Annotated in this window: 15 protein-coding genes; 1 reads left to right on the top strand and 14 read right to left on the bottom strand. The window is 24.5% G+C overall.

What is annotated here, in order from left to right:
- Window positions 1-130: 130 nt before the first annotated feature.
- The 9 genes from ftsH to LQ356_RS00715 form a co-directional block, all read right to left on the bottom strand.
- On the bottom strand, window positions 131-2,332 hold the full coding sequence (gene ftsH / locus LQ356_RS00755; RefSeq protein ID WP_405311838.1) for an ATP-dependent zinc metalloprotease FtsH: 2,202 nt from the start codon (window positions 2,330-2,332) through the stop codon (window positions 131-133).
- Window positions 2,333-2,657: 325 nt separating this feature from the next.
- Entirely contained in the window at window positions 2,658-3,563 is a 906-nt protein-coding gene (gene tilS, locus LQ356_RS00750; protein WP_405311836.1) for a tRNA lysidine(34) synthetase TilS, read from the bottom strand.
- Window positions 3,563-4,108 (bottom strand): aminoacyl-tRNA hydrolase, encoded by a 546-nt coding sequence (pth, locus tag LQ356_RS00745; protein ID WP_405311834.1) that lies wholly within the window; start codon window positions 4,106-4,108, stop codon window positions 3,563-3,565. The genes tilS and pth overlap by 1 nt, the downstream gene beginning before the upstream one ends.
- 5 nt (window positions 4,109-4,113) lie before the next feature.
- Window positions 4,114-6,303, bottom strand: a complete 2,190-nt coding sequence (locus LQ356_RS00740; protein WP_405311832.1) for an ATP-dependent RecD-like DNA helicase — start codon at window positions 6,301-6,303, stop codon at window positions 4,114-4,116.
- Between the two features lie 91 nt (window positions 6,304-6,394).
- Window positions 6,395-6,562 carry a hypothetical protein gene (locus LQ356_RS00735; RefSeq protein WP_405311831.1) on the bottom strand — a complete coding sequence of 56 codons (168 nt, stop codon included), beginning with the start codon at window positions 6,560-6,562 and terminating at the stop codon, window positions 6,395-6,397.
- Window positions 6,563-6,571: 9 nt separating this feature from the next.
- Window positions 6,572-7,201, bottom strand: a complete 630-nt coding sequence (locus tag LQ356_RS00730) for a hypothetical protein (protein WP_405311829.1) — start codon at window positions 7,199-7,201, stop codon at window positions 6,572-6,574.
- Complete coding sequence (locus LQ356_RS00725; RefSeq protein WP_405311828.1) at window positions 7,191-8,600, bottom strand: putative cysteine peptidase; 1,410 nt, start codon at window positions 8,598-8,600, stop codon at window positions 7,191-7,193. Before LQ356_RS00725 ends, LQ356_RS00730 begins: the two co-directional genes overlap by 11 nt.
- Window positions 8,601-8,726: 126 nt before the next feature.
- Window positions 8,727-9,215: an ethanolamine utilization protein gene (locus tag LQ356_RS00720; RefSeq protein WP_405311823.1), complete on the bottom strand. Its 489-nt coding sequence runs from the start codon at window positions 9,213-9,215 to the stop codon at window positions 8,727-8,729.
- A gap of 39 nt (window positions 9,216-9,254) precedes the next feature.
- The gene (locus LQ356_RS00715; protein WP_405311821.1) at window positions 9,255-10,268 is read right to left on the bottom strand and encodes a tyrosine-type recombinase/integrase; all 1,014 of its coding nucleotides are present in this window, start codon (window positions 10,266-10,268) and stop codon (window positions 9,255-9,257) included.
- A gap of 289 nt (window positions 10,269-10,557) precedes the next feature.
- Between LQ356_RS00715 and LQ356_RS00710 the strand changes: the two genes are divergently transcribed.
- Window positions 10,558-10,986: a hypothetical protein gene (locus tag LQ356_RS00710; RefSeq protein ID WP_405311819.1), complete on the top strand. Its 429-nt coding sequence runs from the start codon at window positions 10,558-10,560 to the stop codon at window positions 10,984-10,986.
- 101 nt (window positions 10,987-11,087) lie between these two features.
- Here LQ356_RS00710 and LQ356_RS00705 read toward each other — a convergent pair whose 3' ends face one another.
- From LQ356_RS00705 to LQ356_RS00685, 5 genes are all read right to left on the bottom strand, one after another.
- Window positions 11,088-11,747: a hypothetical protein gene (locus LQ356_RS00705; protein WP_405311826.1), complete on the bottom strand. Its 660-nt coding sequence runs from the start codon at window positions 11,745-11,747 to the stop codon at window positions 11,088-11,090.
- Between the two features lie 137 nt (window positions 11,748-11,884).
- Window positions 11,885-12,463: a nucleotidyltransferase domain-containing protein gene (locus LQ356_RS00700; protein WP_405311816.1), complete on the bottom strand. Its 579-nt coding sequence runs from the start codon at window positions 12,461-12,463 to the stop codon at window positions 11,885-11,887.
- Window positions 12,463-13,938 carry a hypothetical protein gene (locus tag LQ356_RS00695; protein WP_405311814.1) on the bottom strand — a complete coding sequence of 492 codons (1,476 nt, stop codon included), beginning with the start codon at window positions 13,936-13,938 and terminating at the stop codon, window positions 12,463-12,465. The genes LQ356_RS00700 and LQ356_RS00695 overlap by 1 nt, the downstream gene beginning before the upstream one ends.
- A complete protein-coding gene (locus LQ356_RS00690; protein WP_405311812.1) occupies window positions 13,926-15,344 on the bottom strand; it encodes a hypothetical protein in 1,419 nt (472 codons plus the stop codon). The genes LQ356_RS00695 and LQ356_RS00690 overlap by 13 nt, the downstream gene beginning before the upstream one ends.
- Complete coding sequence (locus LQ356_RS00685) at window positions 15,344-16,231, bottom strand: hypothetical protein (RefSeq protein ID WP_405311810.1); 888 nt, start codon at window positions 16,229-16,231, stop codon at window positions 15,344-15,346. Before LQ356_RS00685 ends, LQ356_RS00690 begins: the two co-directional genes overlap by 1 nt.
- Window positions 16,232-16,243: the final 12 nt, after the last annotated feature.

The following is a 16,243-nucleotide window of genomic DNA, read 5'->3' as shown; positions in this document are numbered from 1 at the left end:
GGCGCATTTTATTTTGGCATTTGGCGCATTTTATTTTGGCATTTGGGTTTTTCCTCAGAAAAATAAACATTTTAATAAATAAAAAAACACTAAACCATTTTAAATAAGTTCAGTGTTTTAAAACATTATTTTAATTTAATGAATCTTTTTTATTTTTATCATTTTTATTTTTTGGAGATGTTTTTTTGGGTTCTTTGTTAATGTTTTTTAGTTCTTTTTCCAAGTCTTCTTTGTATTTATCTTCAGAGATTATTTTTTTACCCGAAACTTCATTGAATAATGTATCAAAGTCAGCTTTTGGATAATCTTTGCTTAATTCTTGCTTTTCAGCAGTTAATTTAGGAGGTAATTTCATGTTTTTATCAATATATTCAATTTCCTCAGCAACTATTGTTTCGTTTAAGATTAAAGCATCTTTAATTAGTTCTAATAATTCACGATTTTCAGAAATAATTTTATGAGCATTCTTTTCTGCTTCTAGAATTATTTTTCTAACTTCTAGATCAATTTCTTGTGCTGTTTGAGAAGAGAAAGAAGATGCTTTCATATAATCACGGCCTAAAAATGGTTGATCTGAGTCTTCTTCGTACTTAATAGGGCCTAAACTTGAAAGTCCTCATTCTGTTACCATTTTACGAGCTATTTTTGTAGCCTTAGCAATGTCATCTGATGCTCCGGTTGAAACATTATCTTTGCCATAAATAATTGCTTCAGCAACACGTCCTCCCATAAAAGAAGTAATAATTGCAATAAGTTCTGATTTAGAACGATTAAATTTTTCTTCTTCAGGAAGCATTAGATTATATCCGCCTGCATGTCCCCTAGGAATAATAGTAATTTTTTGAACTTTATTTCCACCTTTTACTTTAATTCCTACAACAGCATGTCCTGCTTCATGATATGCAACGGCAATATTTTCTTTTTCTGATATAGTTCTTGATTTTCTTGCAGGCCCTGCAATTACTCTATCGATTGCTTCATCAATTTGTTCAATTGTAATCACACCTGTTCTTTCACGAACTGATAATAAAGAAGCTTCATTTATAACATTTTCAAGTTGCGCTCCAGAAAATCCCGGTGTTCTTCTTGCAACTAAATTAAATTTAACATTATCAGCAATTCTTTTGCCTTTAGCATGTAATTTTAGGATAGCTTCACGTTCTTTAATATCAGGAAGTGAAACATTAATTACACGGTCAAATCTTCCTGGTCTTAAAAGTGCTGGATCTAATACATCAGCTCTATTAGTTGCAGCCATTATTAAAATTCCACTATTTTCTTTAACTCCATCCATTTCAACCAATAATTGGTTAAGTGTTTGTTCGCGTTCATCATTTCCTCCACCGATACCAGCTCCACGAGAACGACCAACAGCATCAAGTTCATCTATAAATATGATTGCAGGAGCATTATTTCTTGCTTCTTCAAACATATCTCTAACCCTTTTGGCTCCAAGTCCTACAAACATTTCAACAAAGTTAGATGCAGATATAAAATAGAAAGGAACATTAGCTTCGCCAGCAGTTGCTTTAGCTAATAAAGTTTTTCCGGTGCCTGGGGGGCCTCCTAATAAAATACCTTTAGGAATTCTTGCTCCGGCAGATGCATATTTTTTAGGATTTTTTAAATAATCCACAAGTTCCATCACTTCTTCTTTAACTTCTTCGTTACCTGCTATATCACTAAATTTCTTATCAGTTTTAATTCTTTGAGCTAATGAATTATTATTTAAAAATTCTTTGCTTCCTGATTTTGTAATAAATGTATAGAATAAATATCCCATTATTATTAATAATATTAAAGGCCAAATAGTTGAAATACTTTTAATAATTGTTGATGAAAGACTATCTCTTGGATATTCAACAGTTGAAAAAATGCCTTTTAATTCTTCATGATCAGGACCTTCATATTTAAATCCATTAAACAAAGGATCTCTTAATTGTCTTAAAATATCAGGGGCTGTAGCACTAGACACATTTAATTTAAAAGTATATTTGACCATCCCTGTTCAAGGTGTCAATTTTGATATTAATCCATTTTGTTCAGCAAATTCTTTATTACCTGTAACTAATGTATATCTTATATAGTTTTGGTAGGGATTGTACAAAACATTTGTAAAATATGAATTATCTGGGCCTTTGTCTTTTTTGTTTACTTCTTCTAAAATTGTATTATAAAAATTTAAATCCCTAACAGGACTTCGATCTAAAGTAACATAATATCTAATTGTTGTTATTAAAGCTATTAATGCAATAATAGACAAACAAATAAGCAATAACCATCAAAAATTAAATTTTTTCTTTGGCTTTGTTTCTTTATTATTTTGATTCATAATTTCCTTTCTATTTTTTAGTTTTAATATTTTAATATATAAATATTTTTTAATTCAAAATTATTTTTTGTAAATTTAATTAATTGAAGTTTAATTTTAATATTTGCTAAGCTAAATTAATTATTTATATTAAAACGCTTATATTATTATACAACATCAAACAATGAACCATATACTAAATAACAACTAAACTTGTATGTTTTACTTCTTATATTTGTAAAGTAAGGAAGTAATTTCTTGTAAATTAAGGAAGTAAAATATTGTAAATCAAGGAAGTTTTGCTACAAAATCTTAGAAAAATAATTTATTTATTCTATAAGGAATGCTAAAATACTAGCTTATTTTTCACTTTAATTAATTTATTTAAATTATTTAATTTATAGTTAGAAGTTCGATTTGAAGAAATAATAAATTGATATATTGAATTAATTTTTTGTGAAGAAAGTTTAATATGCAAAAAATGTTCATTGATCATTTTAAAAATTAATTTATCTCAATGTGTTGAATTTTTAATTCAATCTCCATCAAAATTGGTTTCTTTTCATTTATTATATTCTATATTAATTGTGTTTAGTAAATCTTGATTACTTTGATTTAGATTGCAAAAATTAGAATATATTTTTTCCTTTTCTAATTCAGTTATTTTTTTTAAATTATTACGAATAATATTTCTTGAATATATATTTTGGGAATTTGTTGAATCAATTGCATATTTTATATTGTTTAAATCACAAAACTTTTGAATTCGATCTTTTCACTTACTTTCTAAAAGAGGACGATAAATATTCATATTATTTATTTTATTATGTTTAGCAATTCCATAAAATAAAGGTTTTCGATTTGACTGTTCTTGCATAATTGCAGTTTCAATAAAATCATCTTTATGGTGTGCCAATAATAAATAATTACAATTATATTTTTGATATATTTTTCTATAAAAATCATATCTTTCTTGCCTTGCAATAGCTTGAAAATTACCTTTTTCATTATGGGAAGTGATTTCTAAAACTTCAAAGGGAATATTATAAGTTTTGCAAAACTCTTCAACGATTTTTTGATCATTATTGCTATCAATTCTTTTATGATAATTAACATGAGCTACTATAACATCTAAATCTTTTAAATGCCATAATAAATACATGGAATCAGGCCCACCACTTACGCCGATTAAAAATTTTGATGTTAAGTCAACATCATCTTTTTTAAGGATATCTAAAATTTCATTATTCATTAAAATTTACCATTAAATTTATTCATAACAAATCTTATGTCATTATAAATAAAAGTTTTTAATGCGTCAACTGCATGATCAATAATTTCATTAACTATTTTAAATTCAGCAAACGAAAATTTTCCAAGTACATAATTAATAACATTATTATCCCTACCTATGCCAATTTTTAGTCGTTTAAATTCTTGTGTATTAAGTTTAGCAATAATATCTTTAATACCATTATGTCCACCATCAGAACCTTTTTGTTTTATAGAGGCTTTGCCTAAAGGCAAATCTAAATCATCTTGAATAACAATTAAATCTTCAATATTTAAATCAAAATATTTAATCAAATTTTGTACAAAATTACCACTATTGTTCATATAAGTTAAAGGTTTAGCCAATATTAAATCATTATCTTTATAAAAAACTCCATCGAATTTTTTTTCAGATAATTCAACTTTTAAATCTTTAGCTAATTTATCAATAACCATAAAACCTATATTGTGTCTTGTTTTTTCATATTCAGTTCCAGGATTACCAAGTCCAATAATTATTCTCATATTTTTTAACCTTCTTTATCATAAGCATTTCAAAGTTCAACAATGCAAGTTTGTCTATTTGAATCATAATCATTTAATATTCCTGTTTTTAATGCTTCATTTTCTCCAAATATTATACTTAATTTTTGTGCTCTAGTAATTGCTGTATATATAAGTTTTTTACTTAATAACATTTTAGCTTCATCGAATAAAACTGTTAAAACCACTAAACATTCACTACCTTGATATTTATGTACACTTGTACAATATGCAAGCATAGTTTTTTGAATAAAATCACTTTTTGAATAAACTACTATTTTTGAATCATCTTCAAACAAAACAGACACTTCAATTAAATTATTTTTGTCATCATAAATAAATCTATTAATGTAACCAATTTCACCATTAAAAACTTTTTTAGAAGTATCATTAACTAAATTAATAACCTTGTCGTTTAAGTAAAATTTTTTCTTACCAATATATGCAGATTCAGTGGGTTCAATTTGATGTCAAAATTGTGATAATTTTTCATTAAGATTATCAATTCCTGTTTGATAATTATAAATAGGGCTTAAAATTGCAATATCTTTTTTGGTGAAACCTTGCTTCAATAATTTTTTAATTTCTTTAATTAAAGCATCGATTAAATGGTTTTTGTCACATTCTATAAAGCGAGAACTTTTGCCTTTAAATTCAGGAATACATAAATTATTTATATCAATAGCATCTTTTATAATTTCAAAATTGTCTGCTTGACGATATATTTTAGTAAGTTCAATTACTTCACAAATATTACCTTCAATAAAATCTTTGATTAAATATCCTGCACCTATTGCGGGTAGTTGGTTTTTGTCACCAACCAAAATAATCTTTTGCAAAGTTTTTTGGGACAAACCTTTTAGCAATGAATTAAATAAATCAACACTAACCATTGAAAATTCATCAATGATTAAAACTTTAATTCTTTCCGGTCATTTTTCATTAACTTCAAAAATATTTTTATCAATATTTCATTGCAAAAAACTATGAATAGTAGATGCTTTTATTTCGCTTTGTTTATTAATATTAATTGTAGCTCTTCCTGTTGGGGTTACAATTACAACATCTTCTGAACTATACTTTGAAAGCAATAATTTAATTAATTTATTAATTATCAAAGTTTTCCCAGTGCCCGGTGATCCTGTTATTAATGAAAGATTTGAGTTAAGTGCAACATTAATAGCTTCATTTTGAAGTTTATGAAGTTTAGAACTATTAAATTTTTCAAATTCATCAGATGGAAAACTTGAAATTTTTTTAAGTCTTGAAACAATATATTCTTCCATTTCACGAATTTTTGAGGTTGTTAAATATTCTTTATTATTAAACAAAAGAATGCGATTGTCTCTAATTAAATATTTAAGTGCTTCTTTAAAATCAAAGGGGGTTAATTTTTCCACATTTTTAAAATAATATGAATAAAATTCATTTATTAAAACTTTTGTATGTCCATAATTAAAAAAATAATCTTCAATTGCTTTATAAATATAAATAGCTTTTTTAAAAAAATGTTCTTCTTTAAAAAAATGATTAGTAAGTTTTTCTAAATCTGAAAGAGAAATGTTATCTTCATCAAAATAATAGTTGTAAAAATTATTTTGATACTTTTCAAGGAATTGAGATAAATCTACAAAATTTTTATTAATCTTTTCATAAAATGAAGGAGATAATTTTAATTTTAAAAAAAACAATTGATCTTCAACTACTTTTGGATTATTTCGTAAATAATTTCTTGCTATTTCGAAAGTTTCCTGTTTAATGCCTAAATCTGCTGCAGTAATTTTTTCATCATTGGCAATTATGTTTAAAGTATCAAATCCGTATTTTTCAACAATTTTTCTACCTTTAGCTTCACCTATACCTGGAAAATTAGTGCTTTGCAAAAACTTAATAATATAATTTAATTTTCAAAATTCACTTTCTTTAATATCAATTAAAACATATGAATTTGGATATTTACTCTTAGATAAATATTCAATATTCATTTCATAATATTTATCTAATTCAATTTTTATATCATTAGATAAAATTGAAATCGAACCATATTTATTCAATTTAATTGGAGCCATTTTATCCAATTGATTAATTATCTTACATGAAGTTATTTGAAAAGCACCATCGCCTTTATCAAATAAAACTTTTTTAAACATTCCACAAATTTTATATTGTTCAGCCATATTCTATTATATTGTAGCACTTTTTAATGTGATATTTTGCTGGCTAAAAAATAAAAAATCTCAATAAATGAGATTTAAAAACATCCTACTTTTAACAATATCTTGGTTGAGTTAAAACTACAAAACCATATATCATTCCAAATATAATTCCCAATAATGCAATAATTCCAAAAATTACTGAAAAACTAATAATTAATCTTTTCTTTAATTTCTTTTTAGCCAGTAATTTTTCATCATCTAATTTAACATCTTGTTCCATACCATTCTCCTATTTTTGAAAATAAATATTAAATTTAGCATTTATATTAGTAGCATTCTTTTCACTTACAATAGATATCTCGCCTTTTTTGGTTTTGAAATCTATTTGCAACGAAATTATAGTGCCCGAAAGTCTATCTTTTTTAGTAATTTTTAAAACATCATTTTCAAAATTTTTTTCAGTAACAATACTTCTAGATCTTTTATTGTTGGATATAACATTGTTAGTCATATCAAATCTTCGATAATCAATTAAAGTTTTAAAATAATCGTTAAATAATTTATCATTAAAATTTAAATAAGGCATTACATAATTAAAATCTTGACAATTTGCAAATCTTCTATTAAACAGAAACTTATATTGATTAGCATTATTTTTTTCACTTAAAATATCATCTCTTTTCTTTGATTCAATAATATTTTGACCCATTGAAAAGTATTTTCTAGCTTGCTCATTTAACTCATAAATTTTTGAGTTAAATTTATATTCATTTGTTTCATACTTTTTTGGCAAATTAGGTTTAACATAATTGTTATATCTAATGCATGCAATAGCACCAAAATATGAACTAAATATAACAGTTGTTGGTATTATTATTCCTAATGAAATTTTTAAAGCCTTTTTAGATTTATTTGTCATTTTTAATAATTCCTAGTTCCTTTAATTTATTAGTCATTTCAACACCATCAATTTTTTGTCCATTTCAATTAAACATTTTTTTAAGTGCATTAGATGATTTATTATTTATTGAAAAATTCATTCCATGATTTAACAATTGAGAAGATGTAATAACTTGTGTAAATTGATCATTTCATCCATAATTTGCTAAAAACCTGCCATCTTCATAAACACCATACGCTGTAATAACATGGCCTATTTTTTCATCTTCATTTTCTACATTTTTGTGGCCGTAAAATCCAGCTAATAAAGTGGGAGTTTTATAATTTTTTATTGTTGAATAAGGCTTACCAAAAATGGTATAATCACCTCAATAAGAATAATTAATTTGACTAGCTTTTCATTTTGAATAAATTAAAGAATCTGAAATATATTTAAAATGTCACCATTTATTAGTACCATCATAAAATCATGTTTTTTGATATAAATATTTAACAAAATCATTCGTTACTTTTGGAAGTACATTTTTTTCATAAAAATCATTAATAAAATATTTATCATTAAGTTTAAAATTATCATAAAATTTATTTGATGTATAGTTATTTGTTTCTCAAAATTCATTTATTTCTCAATTTGAAAAATACCCAGAAGACTTAAATAATTCCATGTATTGCAATAAAGAAATAACTCCAATGTATCCACATATTCCTTTTTTTGTTCATTTTTTATAGTATTTTCAGTAGTATGATGGATATTTTTCATAATATTTTGTATTTTCATTCAAATATTCATATGATGAATTTATGTTTGAATTTTTTCCATATGTTTTTTCTGAAACTGTTTTAAATCATCATGAATGATCTACTTCATAATCAGCATATGCAAATCCGTTTTTAATTTCTCTAATACCAAGTTTAGAAAATTCCTCTTTTTTTGCATTTTTCACTTTTTCTAAATCAGAATATTTAAATTTTTTAAAAGGGTCATGTGGCTCATGTTTATGATCACCAGGTAATGTTTTATCATAAAACATATTTTCCCTAATTTGACCCGGTTCAGAATAAATATAAGAATTACTTTCATAATTATTTAGTGTTTCATTTCTAGTATCGTAAAAAGGATTCACTTCTAATATATTTAAATAATCTTTATCTAAAATAGAATAACCTGAATTTTTATATCAAACTATATATCCTCTTTTAATCCAACCTCCTTGAATTTCTGAAATTTTTGCAACTTCAGCATTTTGTCTACCTGTTAATTTTATAAAATCTCACAATGCGTAATTTTTTACTTTTTCTTTAAACTTTTCTTCATCATCAACATATGTTTCTTGCTTATTTTTTGATTGAAGATTAACTGATAAAGTTGAAAGTGGTAATAACATCAAACCCAAAAACAATATTCTTTTTTTTAACATAAATACTTCCTTTTAAAATAATTTTTAATATAAATATAGTCCTAAATAAAGTCCCTACATATAGTCCCGAAATCTCTTATGAATTTAGAGAAAAATATGCACTTCTACTCTAATATTAGCACAATTTTAAAACAAATTTACATTTTCTAGATTTTCATTCATAAAAATTCACTCATTTTGTTTCTTATAAGCTAATACAATTTCATAATTTCTTGAATTTGCAAATGTTTTAATATGCTTTAAATTTGAAAAATTATTGTTTGATTTTACTTGAATTACATATGTTTTATTATCTTTTTTAGCAATTAAATCTATACCAATAACAGCATCAATAATCATAAAAGTAGAATTTACTTTATATTCATTTTTAGTTAACAAATTTAATAATTCTTGCTCTCTTTTTTGATTTATATAACCATAATAGAAAATGACGTTATAAGCAAGAGAAAAATTATCTTTGGTGTGTTTGTTGTTCCTACTTAAATAATGTCCTAATTTAACACAAAAAGCACCACTATAAGCATTTTTAAACTCTTCAAATGTCTTAAAATCATTCTTTCAAAGAATTTCCTTAATATTTATTCCTAAATCTTTTCAAGTTGGTAATTTTGTCATATATAAATTTTAAACAAATAAAAAATAGCTATTGCTATTTTAATTCTTATTTTCAACACTTAGTTTATCTTCTAAATAAAAAGGTAATATTATTTTATTATTTGTAGCTTTTATTTGTTCTCTTAACATTTCTATTTCAACTTTTAGTTTTTTGTTTTCCAAAATTAAATCTTCTTCTGTTTTATTTTCTAATCCATTATCAATGAAATTTTCCATTGTTTGTTGCATTTTTGATAATTTTCTATTAGCTAATATTGGATTATATGTTAGATAAGTTGAAGCAGTAACATTTGAATTTACATGTCCTATAACTTTTGCTATCTCTTCAATAGTTGATTTTTCATTAGAAATTGTAACAAAAGTGTGCCTCAATATATGAGCAGATATTTTAGCTTTAAAATTAGGGTGTTTTGATAAAACAAATTTATTAAACAAGTTAAAGTTATTTTTGATAGTCTTAGCAGTTCAATTTAGATTTAGTCCATTTATAATAGCAGGTTTAATATCACTAAATTCTTTGTTATTTGAAGAAATTATTTTAAAAGGTCTTGGGTTATTATTTTTAGCTGTTTTTATAATTGTTTCAAAATTATTAGCTCTTAAATCATCTCAATTTATATATTCTCATTCACTAACTCTTATTCCAGTTGTTAGCATTACTTTAAAGATGATTTCAAATTTATAATTATTATAATTTTTAAGTTCTGCAAATAAAATATCTAATTCTTCTTTTGTATATGGTCTTCTAGTGCCACGTTCAATTTTGTATTTGTTAATTCTTTCATTAAATGGAATGTATATTTTATTTCTTTTTGAGAATCATTCACAAAAAGCTCTAAAAGTAGCTCGATACATAAATAATGAATTTTGACTTAGTCCTGAATTATCTAAAATAAAATTGATTTGATTTAATAGTTCATCAACTGTTTCTCAATTTTGTAAATTCTTTAGAATATATTTATATGTTTGCAATGTTTTTGCACTTCTATTATTTGTTTTAATTTGATATTCAAATTGTTCATAGAACATTTGAAGTTGTTCAATATTTGTCATGTTTTCTCCTTATGATTGGAGAAATTGCAAATCATTACACATACTTAAAATTTTTGATATAATAATTATGCAATTTCTCGTGGTGTAATAAGATGGAGAAATTGCCTTTTTTTATTTAATTTCTCCATTTGTTGCTAAAAAATAAAAAAGTAATAAAGTTATGAAACTCTACTACCCTCTTCATTTAGTGAATATTGTTTTAAAGAAAAATTTGCTAAGAAGTCAGGTGGTGTAGAGTGGTGCTTTCTTTTTTAGCATAATTATTATAACAAAATATTATAATTTTTATATGACAAAACAAGAACGCGAACAAAAATTACAACAAAAATATGAACAAGCTCTAAAAGATAGAGTCCAACTAATTAAAGATTGAAAACATAGAGCTAAATGATCTATTGCTTATTTAATTTATTTTCCCATTTTTTTAATTTTATTTACTACTGTTCTCGTTTTAATTTTTACTCTTGGAAAAATTGGGTTTTATTTTATACCATTTGCAGGACTTCTTTTTACTAGTTGGGCTGCAATATATTTAGTATTTGGTATTACAAATAACTATGTTTCTTCAAACACTCCATTTATGTTTGTCTTATCAGTGCTAATTCCTATTGGAGGATTCATTGCAGGTGTTGTTATGGCTATTAATTTATTGCGTTGATATAAAAAAGTTTTAAGAGAAAATACTGATGAAGCATTAAAATTTGCTATTTTTTCATAAAAATTACATAAAAAAACCACCCCTACAACGACGATTTTAATGAAAAGACGTATAGTTGTATGTCTTTTGTCGTTCTAGAGGGGTATTTTTTAAGCAAATTCTTAATAAATTGTAGCTTTTACCTTAGAATTTTCTTCCATAGCTTCATTTTGTGCTTTTTGTTCAGCAACATTTTCTACTATTTCTTCAGCAATATTATTTGTAGCTTCTGCTCCATTTAATTTAATATTATTAATTAATTCTTGTGCTTTTTTAATTTGATTTCAAAAAGCAAGTTGTTCAGTTTTTTCTAATTCAAAAAACTTTATTTTTTTAATTAATTGTTCATTTTCTGTTTTTATAGCTATTAGTTCTTTAGATTGTTCAGCATATTTCTCTTTTAATGCTAAAAGCTCATTAGAAAGTGTATCAGATTGTTTTAAATATTCATTTAACTTTGCCTCTAATTCTTTGTTATATTCAATATTAGAATTCTTTTGATACATTTCTAATTTTTTAATCAATAAGACATTTTCATCAGTTGCTTTCTTTAAATCAATTTTTAAATCAAATATGAAAGCATCTGTTTTCTCTTTGTACAGTTTAAAATCAAGCTTATTATCACTATTTTCCTTTTCTAAGAAATCAAGCTTATTTTTGATATATTTGTTTTTCTTACTTTGTTTTATTGCTGTTAATATAAGTGTCAAAATAAGACCTAATAATGCTGATAAAATTGGCATTAATATTGGTGCTCAATCTTTAATAAATTGTGTTCTCATAATTTCCTTTCTATTTTTTAATAAAAACCTTTAGTTTTGTAAATAGTCAATTTAATCAACTAATTTCAAAATTTTTGTATAGTCATAAAAGTGCAAAAAATAAAAATATTAAGCTAATTACTAATCCAATAATTCATTTAAATATTTTCATAATCTTCTTTTAAATTTCTTAAATAAAAACTTAATAGTTTCTTTCGACAAAATTCAAAGTAATCTATTTCATCTTTTGTTACTTTTCCTAATTTAATTTTTTTGATTTTTTCAAAGTTTAATACAATATTACCTACTAATAATGATAAATAACAAATATGATAAGCTAATTTTCTTTGCAAAAATGAATAACTATAATATCTAACGCTATTTCAATACCTTTTAATAAATTTAATTAATATTTTATTCATTTGCATTTCTATTTTCTTTTTAAATGATTCAAAATCAAAATCATTAGATTTGTAAAGAATATGTTCTGGTTTTACAAATAAATATTGAAGTAAAGATATTTCGGTTAATGCATCATTAATGCTTTTTATTTGCAAATCATAATTTATGAAAAATATATCAATTCCGTTTTCTTTATAACTATCTGGTAATGTTTGACTATCCAATAAAATTTCAATATCAGTATCACTATTTTCAGTAGTTAATCCTAACATTCTTGAGCCTTTTAAAAATATTGCTTTAGGATTATATTTTTCAATATATTTATTAATATCCATTAATCTACTAACTCCTTACTAGAATTTAACTCCATAAACACATAAGTATAACCGTTGGATGTGCTTCCCCCGCTAGTTGTTGGAGCTTGAGCTTCATCTACTTTAACAATATAAACTTTTTTACCACCAAAATTAGCAATGTCACCAACATTATATTTTGGGGTGTCTTCGTTTTCATACTTTGTTCTAAGAAAACCTAGATTTAATTTAGACTCATTATTTACAATTAATTTATTAGCAAAATTAAGCAAAATATTTAATATTAATTTTTGACCATTATCAATATCAACATCTTTTTGTTTTAATGATGTAATCTCATTATCAATATTTTTTGCTGCAATATTAGATTTTTCTAATGCTTCAATATTAGATTTAGTTTTATTATTTATCTCTAATTGTTCTGATTTAAATTTAGAAAAGGAAAGTTTAAGGTTTTCATCTAACTCTGAATTATCTTTTAGAAGTTTTTCAATTTTAGTGTCAAATTGATTTAGTTTTTCTAAAGCAGGGTCAATTGAATTTACCTTAGTTTCTAATAAATTTGATTTATCTAAATTTTCATATAATGATTTTAATTTATCATAATTAATAGTTTGTTTTGGTTTAGATTCATCATCTGGATGTGGAAAAGAAATTTCATCATAAGATAAGTCCATTCCCTCTCCTGCACTTGCAATCTTTATACCTTCTGGACGAATGTAAGTTTGATATTGCTCGCCACATACATCCATTCCTAGTTCATCATTAGCAAATGTAATTTTTATATAATCATTTCCGTCTTTTGCACCTAAATAATCAGGCGATTCAATATTATTGTTTAGAAAATTTCTAACATTATCAGATAATTTGTTTTCCTTTTTGTCATTTATCTCTAATTGGTTTGATTTAAATTTAGAAAAGGAAAGTTTAAGGTTCTCATCTGATTCTGAATTATCTTTTAGAAGTTTCTCAATTTTACTATCAAATTGATTTAGTTTTTCTAAAACTGAAGTTATGTTTAAATAATCATCTTTATTGATTTTTAAATCACTTCAAGATGGATATGTTAAATAAGCAATTGCTTCAGCTGATAGTAAGCTTTGAAAATTATTAAATTCTCTTCCTACTGTAGCAAGTGAAAAATTAGATGTAATTAATTTATCCTTTTGAGAAAATTCAGGGAATTTTTCGGTAGCTAACCTATATTTAATTTCAGTATAAACAGAACAAATAAAATTTGAAACTCTTTGTTTACCTAATATCTCAATAATTTGCTCTAAAGTTAAATCTAATGCTAAAAATTGTGACATTTTTTGATTTATAAATAAATCACAAGTTTGGAAAACATTAAACAGTAGTTTATTGAACAAATCTATTTCAGAAATATTAGGTTCAATGTTTTTTACGAATTGAGGAATTTCAATAGTTTTTGAATATCAATAATTATTTTTAAATTCATCAATATTAAAATTTAATTTATCAATTATTTTTTTCATTTTCTCCTTCCTCTTGGTTTTACATAAGTATAGTTTTTAATAGTTTTTGAAAATTGATGGTAAAAAGCTACTTTTCTAAGCCCCTTAGTTCCTGCTTTAATAGCATACATTGGTTTATTTTCTAAAATACTTCTACCAAAACTAACTGCAGGTCTAATATATTTAAAATTTCAACCTTTTAATGCTCCTTGTTTAGCTCCTTGTTTAAACTCTTCTGCTACTGTTTTAAAACCTTGATTTCATAACCATTTATCCTTTTTTATAGATTCATGTATTGCATTTATAGTTCTATAGCTATGAGCTATTGTATTAATAAGATTAGAAAATAAAGGAATAGTTGACATAGCAATAAATCCATTAAATTTTCTCAATATTTTTCCAATATCTCATCCTCAAGCAAAATACCTTAAATAATGACTACCAGGCGAAGAAGTTGTTAAAAATTGCATTATTAACTTTGAATCTTTTTGTCATAAAATAACTGGTTTTTTCTTAGTGTATTTTTTAAATCTAATAACAGCATTTAAATTTTTAAAATCCCAAGCACTGTTAGTTTCTAAAATGGTAATAGTATCTAATCAAGAACTATTTAAGGGTATTCTTTTCATAGATTCTTTTAAAGTTTTTCCACCTTTTGAAAATACCTTTTTAACTTTCTCAGTAGCAAACTTATTAAATGCTTTTACAATTTTACTTCTTGGTTTTTTTAATGCTAAATCAATTGCTTTTTTAGCAGCGAATCTTGGAGAAGTTAATAAAGAAACTACGGTTCTAGCTTTAGTAAAAGCTTTTGTTACCTTATTTAAAAAAGTTTTGGTTTTACTAAACACTTCTTTAGATTGTTCAGCAGTTTGTTTAAATACATTTTCAGAATTATTAAGAGTTGATAGTATTTCTTTAGATGTTTTTTTAAAAGTATTATAGTTTGATAAATTATTTCCTTTTAAAGGTTTAGTACCAAAAGTAGCAAGCTGTTTTGCTCCTTGTTTAAATTGCTTTTTAAATTTAACATTACTATCAATAATATTATCAGCAAGCGAAAGAACTTTATTATGTGACCTTGCAGCTTTAAATAGTTTAAGACCTTTAGTAATTGCTCCAGCAACATTAAATCCTGCTGTAATACCAAAATCTACTCAATCAACTTTTCCGTCATTTTCTATTAAATTGAATATTAAGTCTAATAATGTTTCTAATCCAAATTCAATAGCAGTTCCTAGCCCCGGAACTAATCCATCTATAAATTTTCCCAAAAAGGTTATAGAAATTGATATTGCTGTTTGTAATATTAATCTAACTCATTTTCACCATACAGTATTTTTTAATGAATATTCTTTAAATTTTTCTTTATGGTCTGCTTTTACAATTTCATAAGCATTTTTGCTTTTACCACTATATGTAAGCATTATTTATTAAATATACTTCTAAAACATGTTGGATAAGCTATTCCAAATAATGACATAGCTTCATAATACATTCCATAGTCATTTGTAGGTGCTAATCTTTCATAGTTTGCAGCATTAACATTAATCATTGATGCTACCGAAAAATTAGTACATGCAATCGCATCAATATCTGTTAAATATTTATTAGCTATGACAGTATAACCACCTACAGTTGCTATTGAATATTGTCCACCAACAAACATTTGTTCAGCATAGTTTCCAACTAATCCTGCTTCACTTAGTCTATCTAATACTTCAGGTTTAACATGAATTATAATGTCCGATTTTTTAATTCCATTAATACCTTCTTTGTCATCTTTATGTTTAGTTAGTGCAGTTCCTAATGCTACAACTGCTTTTCTAACGTCTTTATCTGAAATTGAATCAGATAATAAATCCTTAACTTGTTTATGTGTGTCACTTGTTTTAACTTTCTTTTCAAGTTCAGTTCAACAATAGGTTTCAAAATTGTCATTAAAATCAGCTGAAGCTTTTTCAATTTTAATTGAAGCTGCAGCAGGTACACCTAATAATGTATCAGCATGAGTAAATGCTAATGATTGAAATTGTGGTAAATTTCAATTAAAGCTAATTTTTGTATAGTTTCCTTTTTCGAATTCTCCAGGTCCTGGATTTTTCTTTTCATTTCAAGTTTGTCCAATGTTCTTGATAAATGTTGCAGAAGCTTCCGAAACTGAACCTAATGATAGATTAGTTCCTAAAGTTCCTATTAGTGAATATTGAACTATATATGAGTTAATTTCATTTCTTGTTTTTTGGTCTAATGAAAATGCTTCATTATCTTTTTGATTTGCAAATAATGCATTTAAATATTGTTTAAATTCCATTTTTAATTTCCT

This window comes from Metamycoplasma faucium (genome assembly GCF_045160055.1).
GTDB classification, from domain to species: domain Bacteria; phylum Bacillota_I; class Bacilli_A; order Mycoplasmatales; family Metamycoplasmataceae; genus Metamycoplasma; species Metamycoplasma faucium.
The sequence above is the reverse complement of the archived record's forward strand: the minus strand, read 5'-3'. Positions and strand labels throughout refer to the sequence as shown.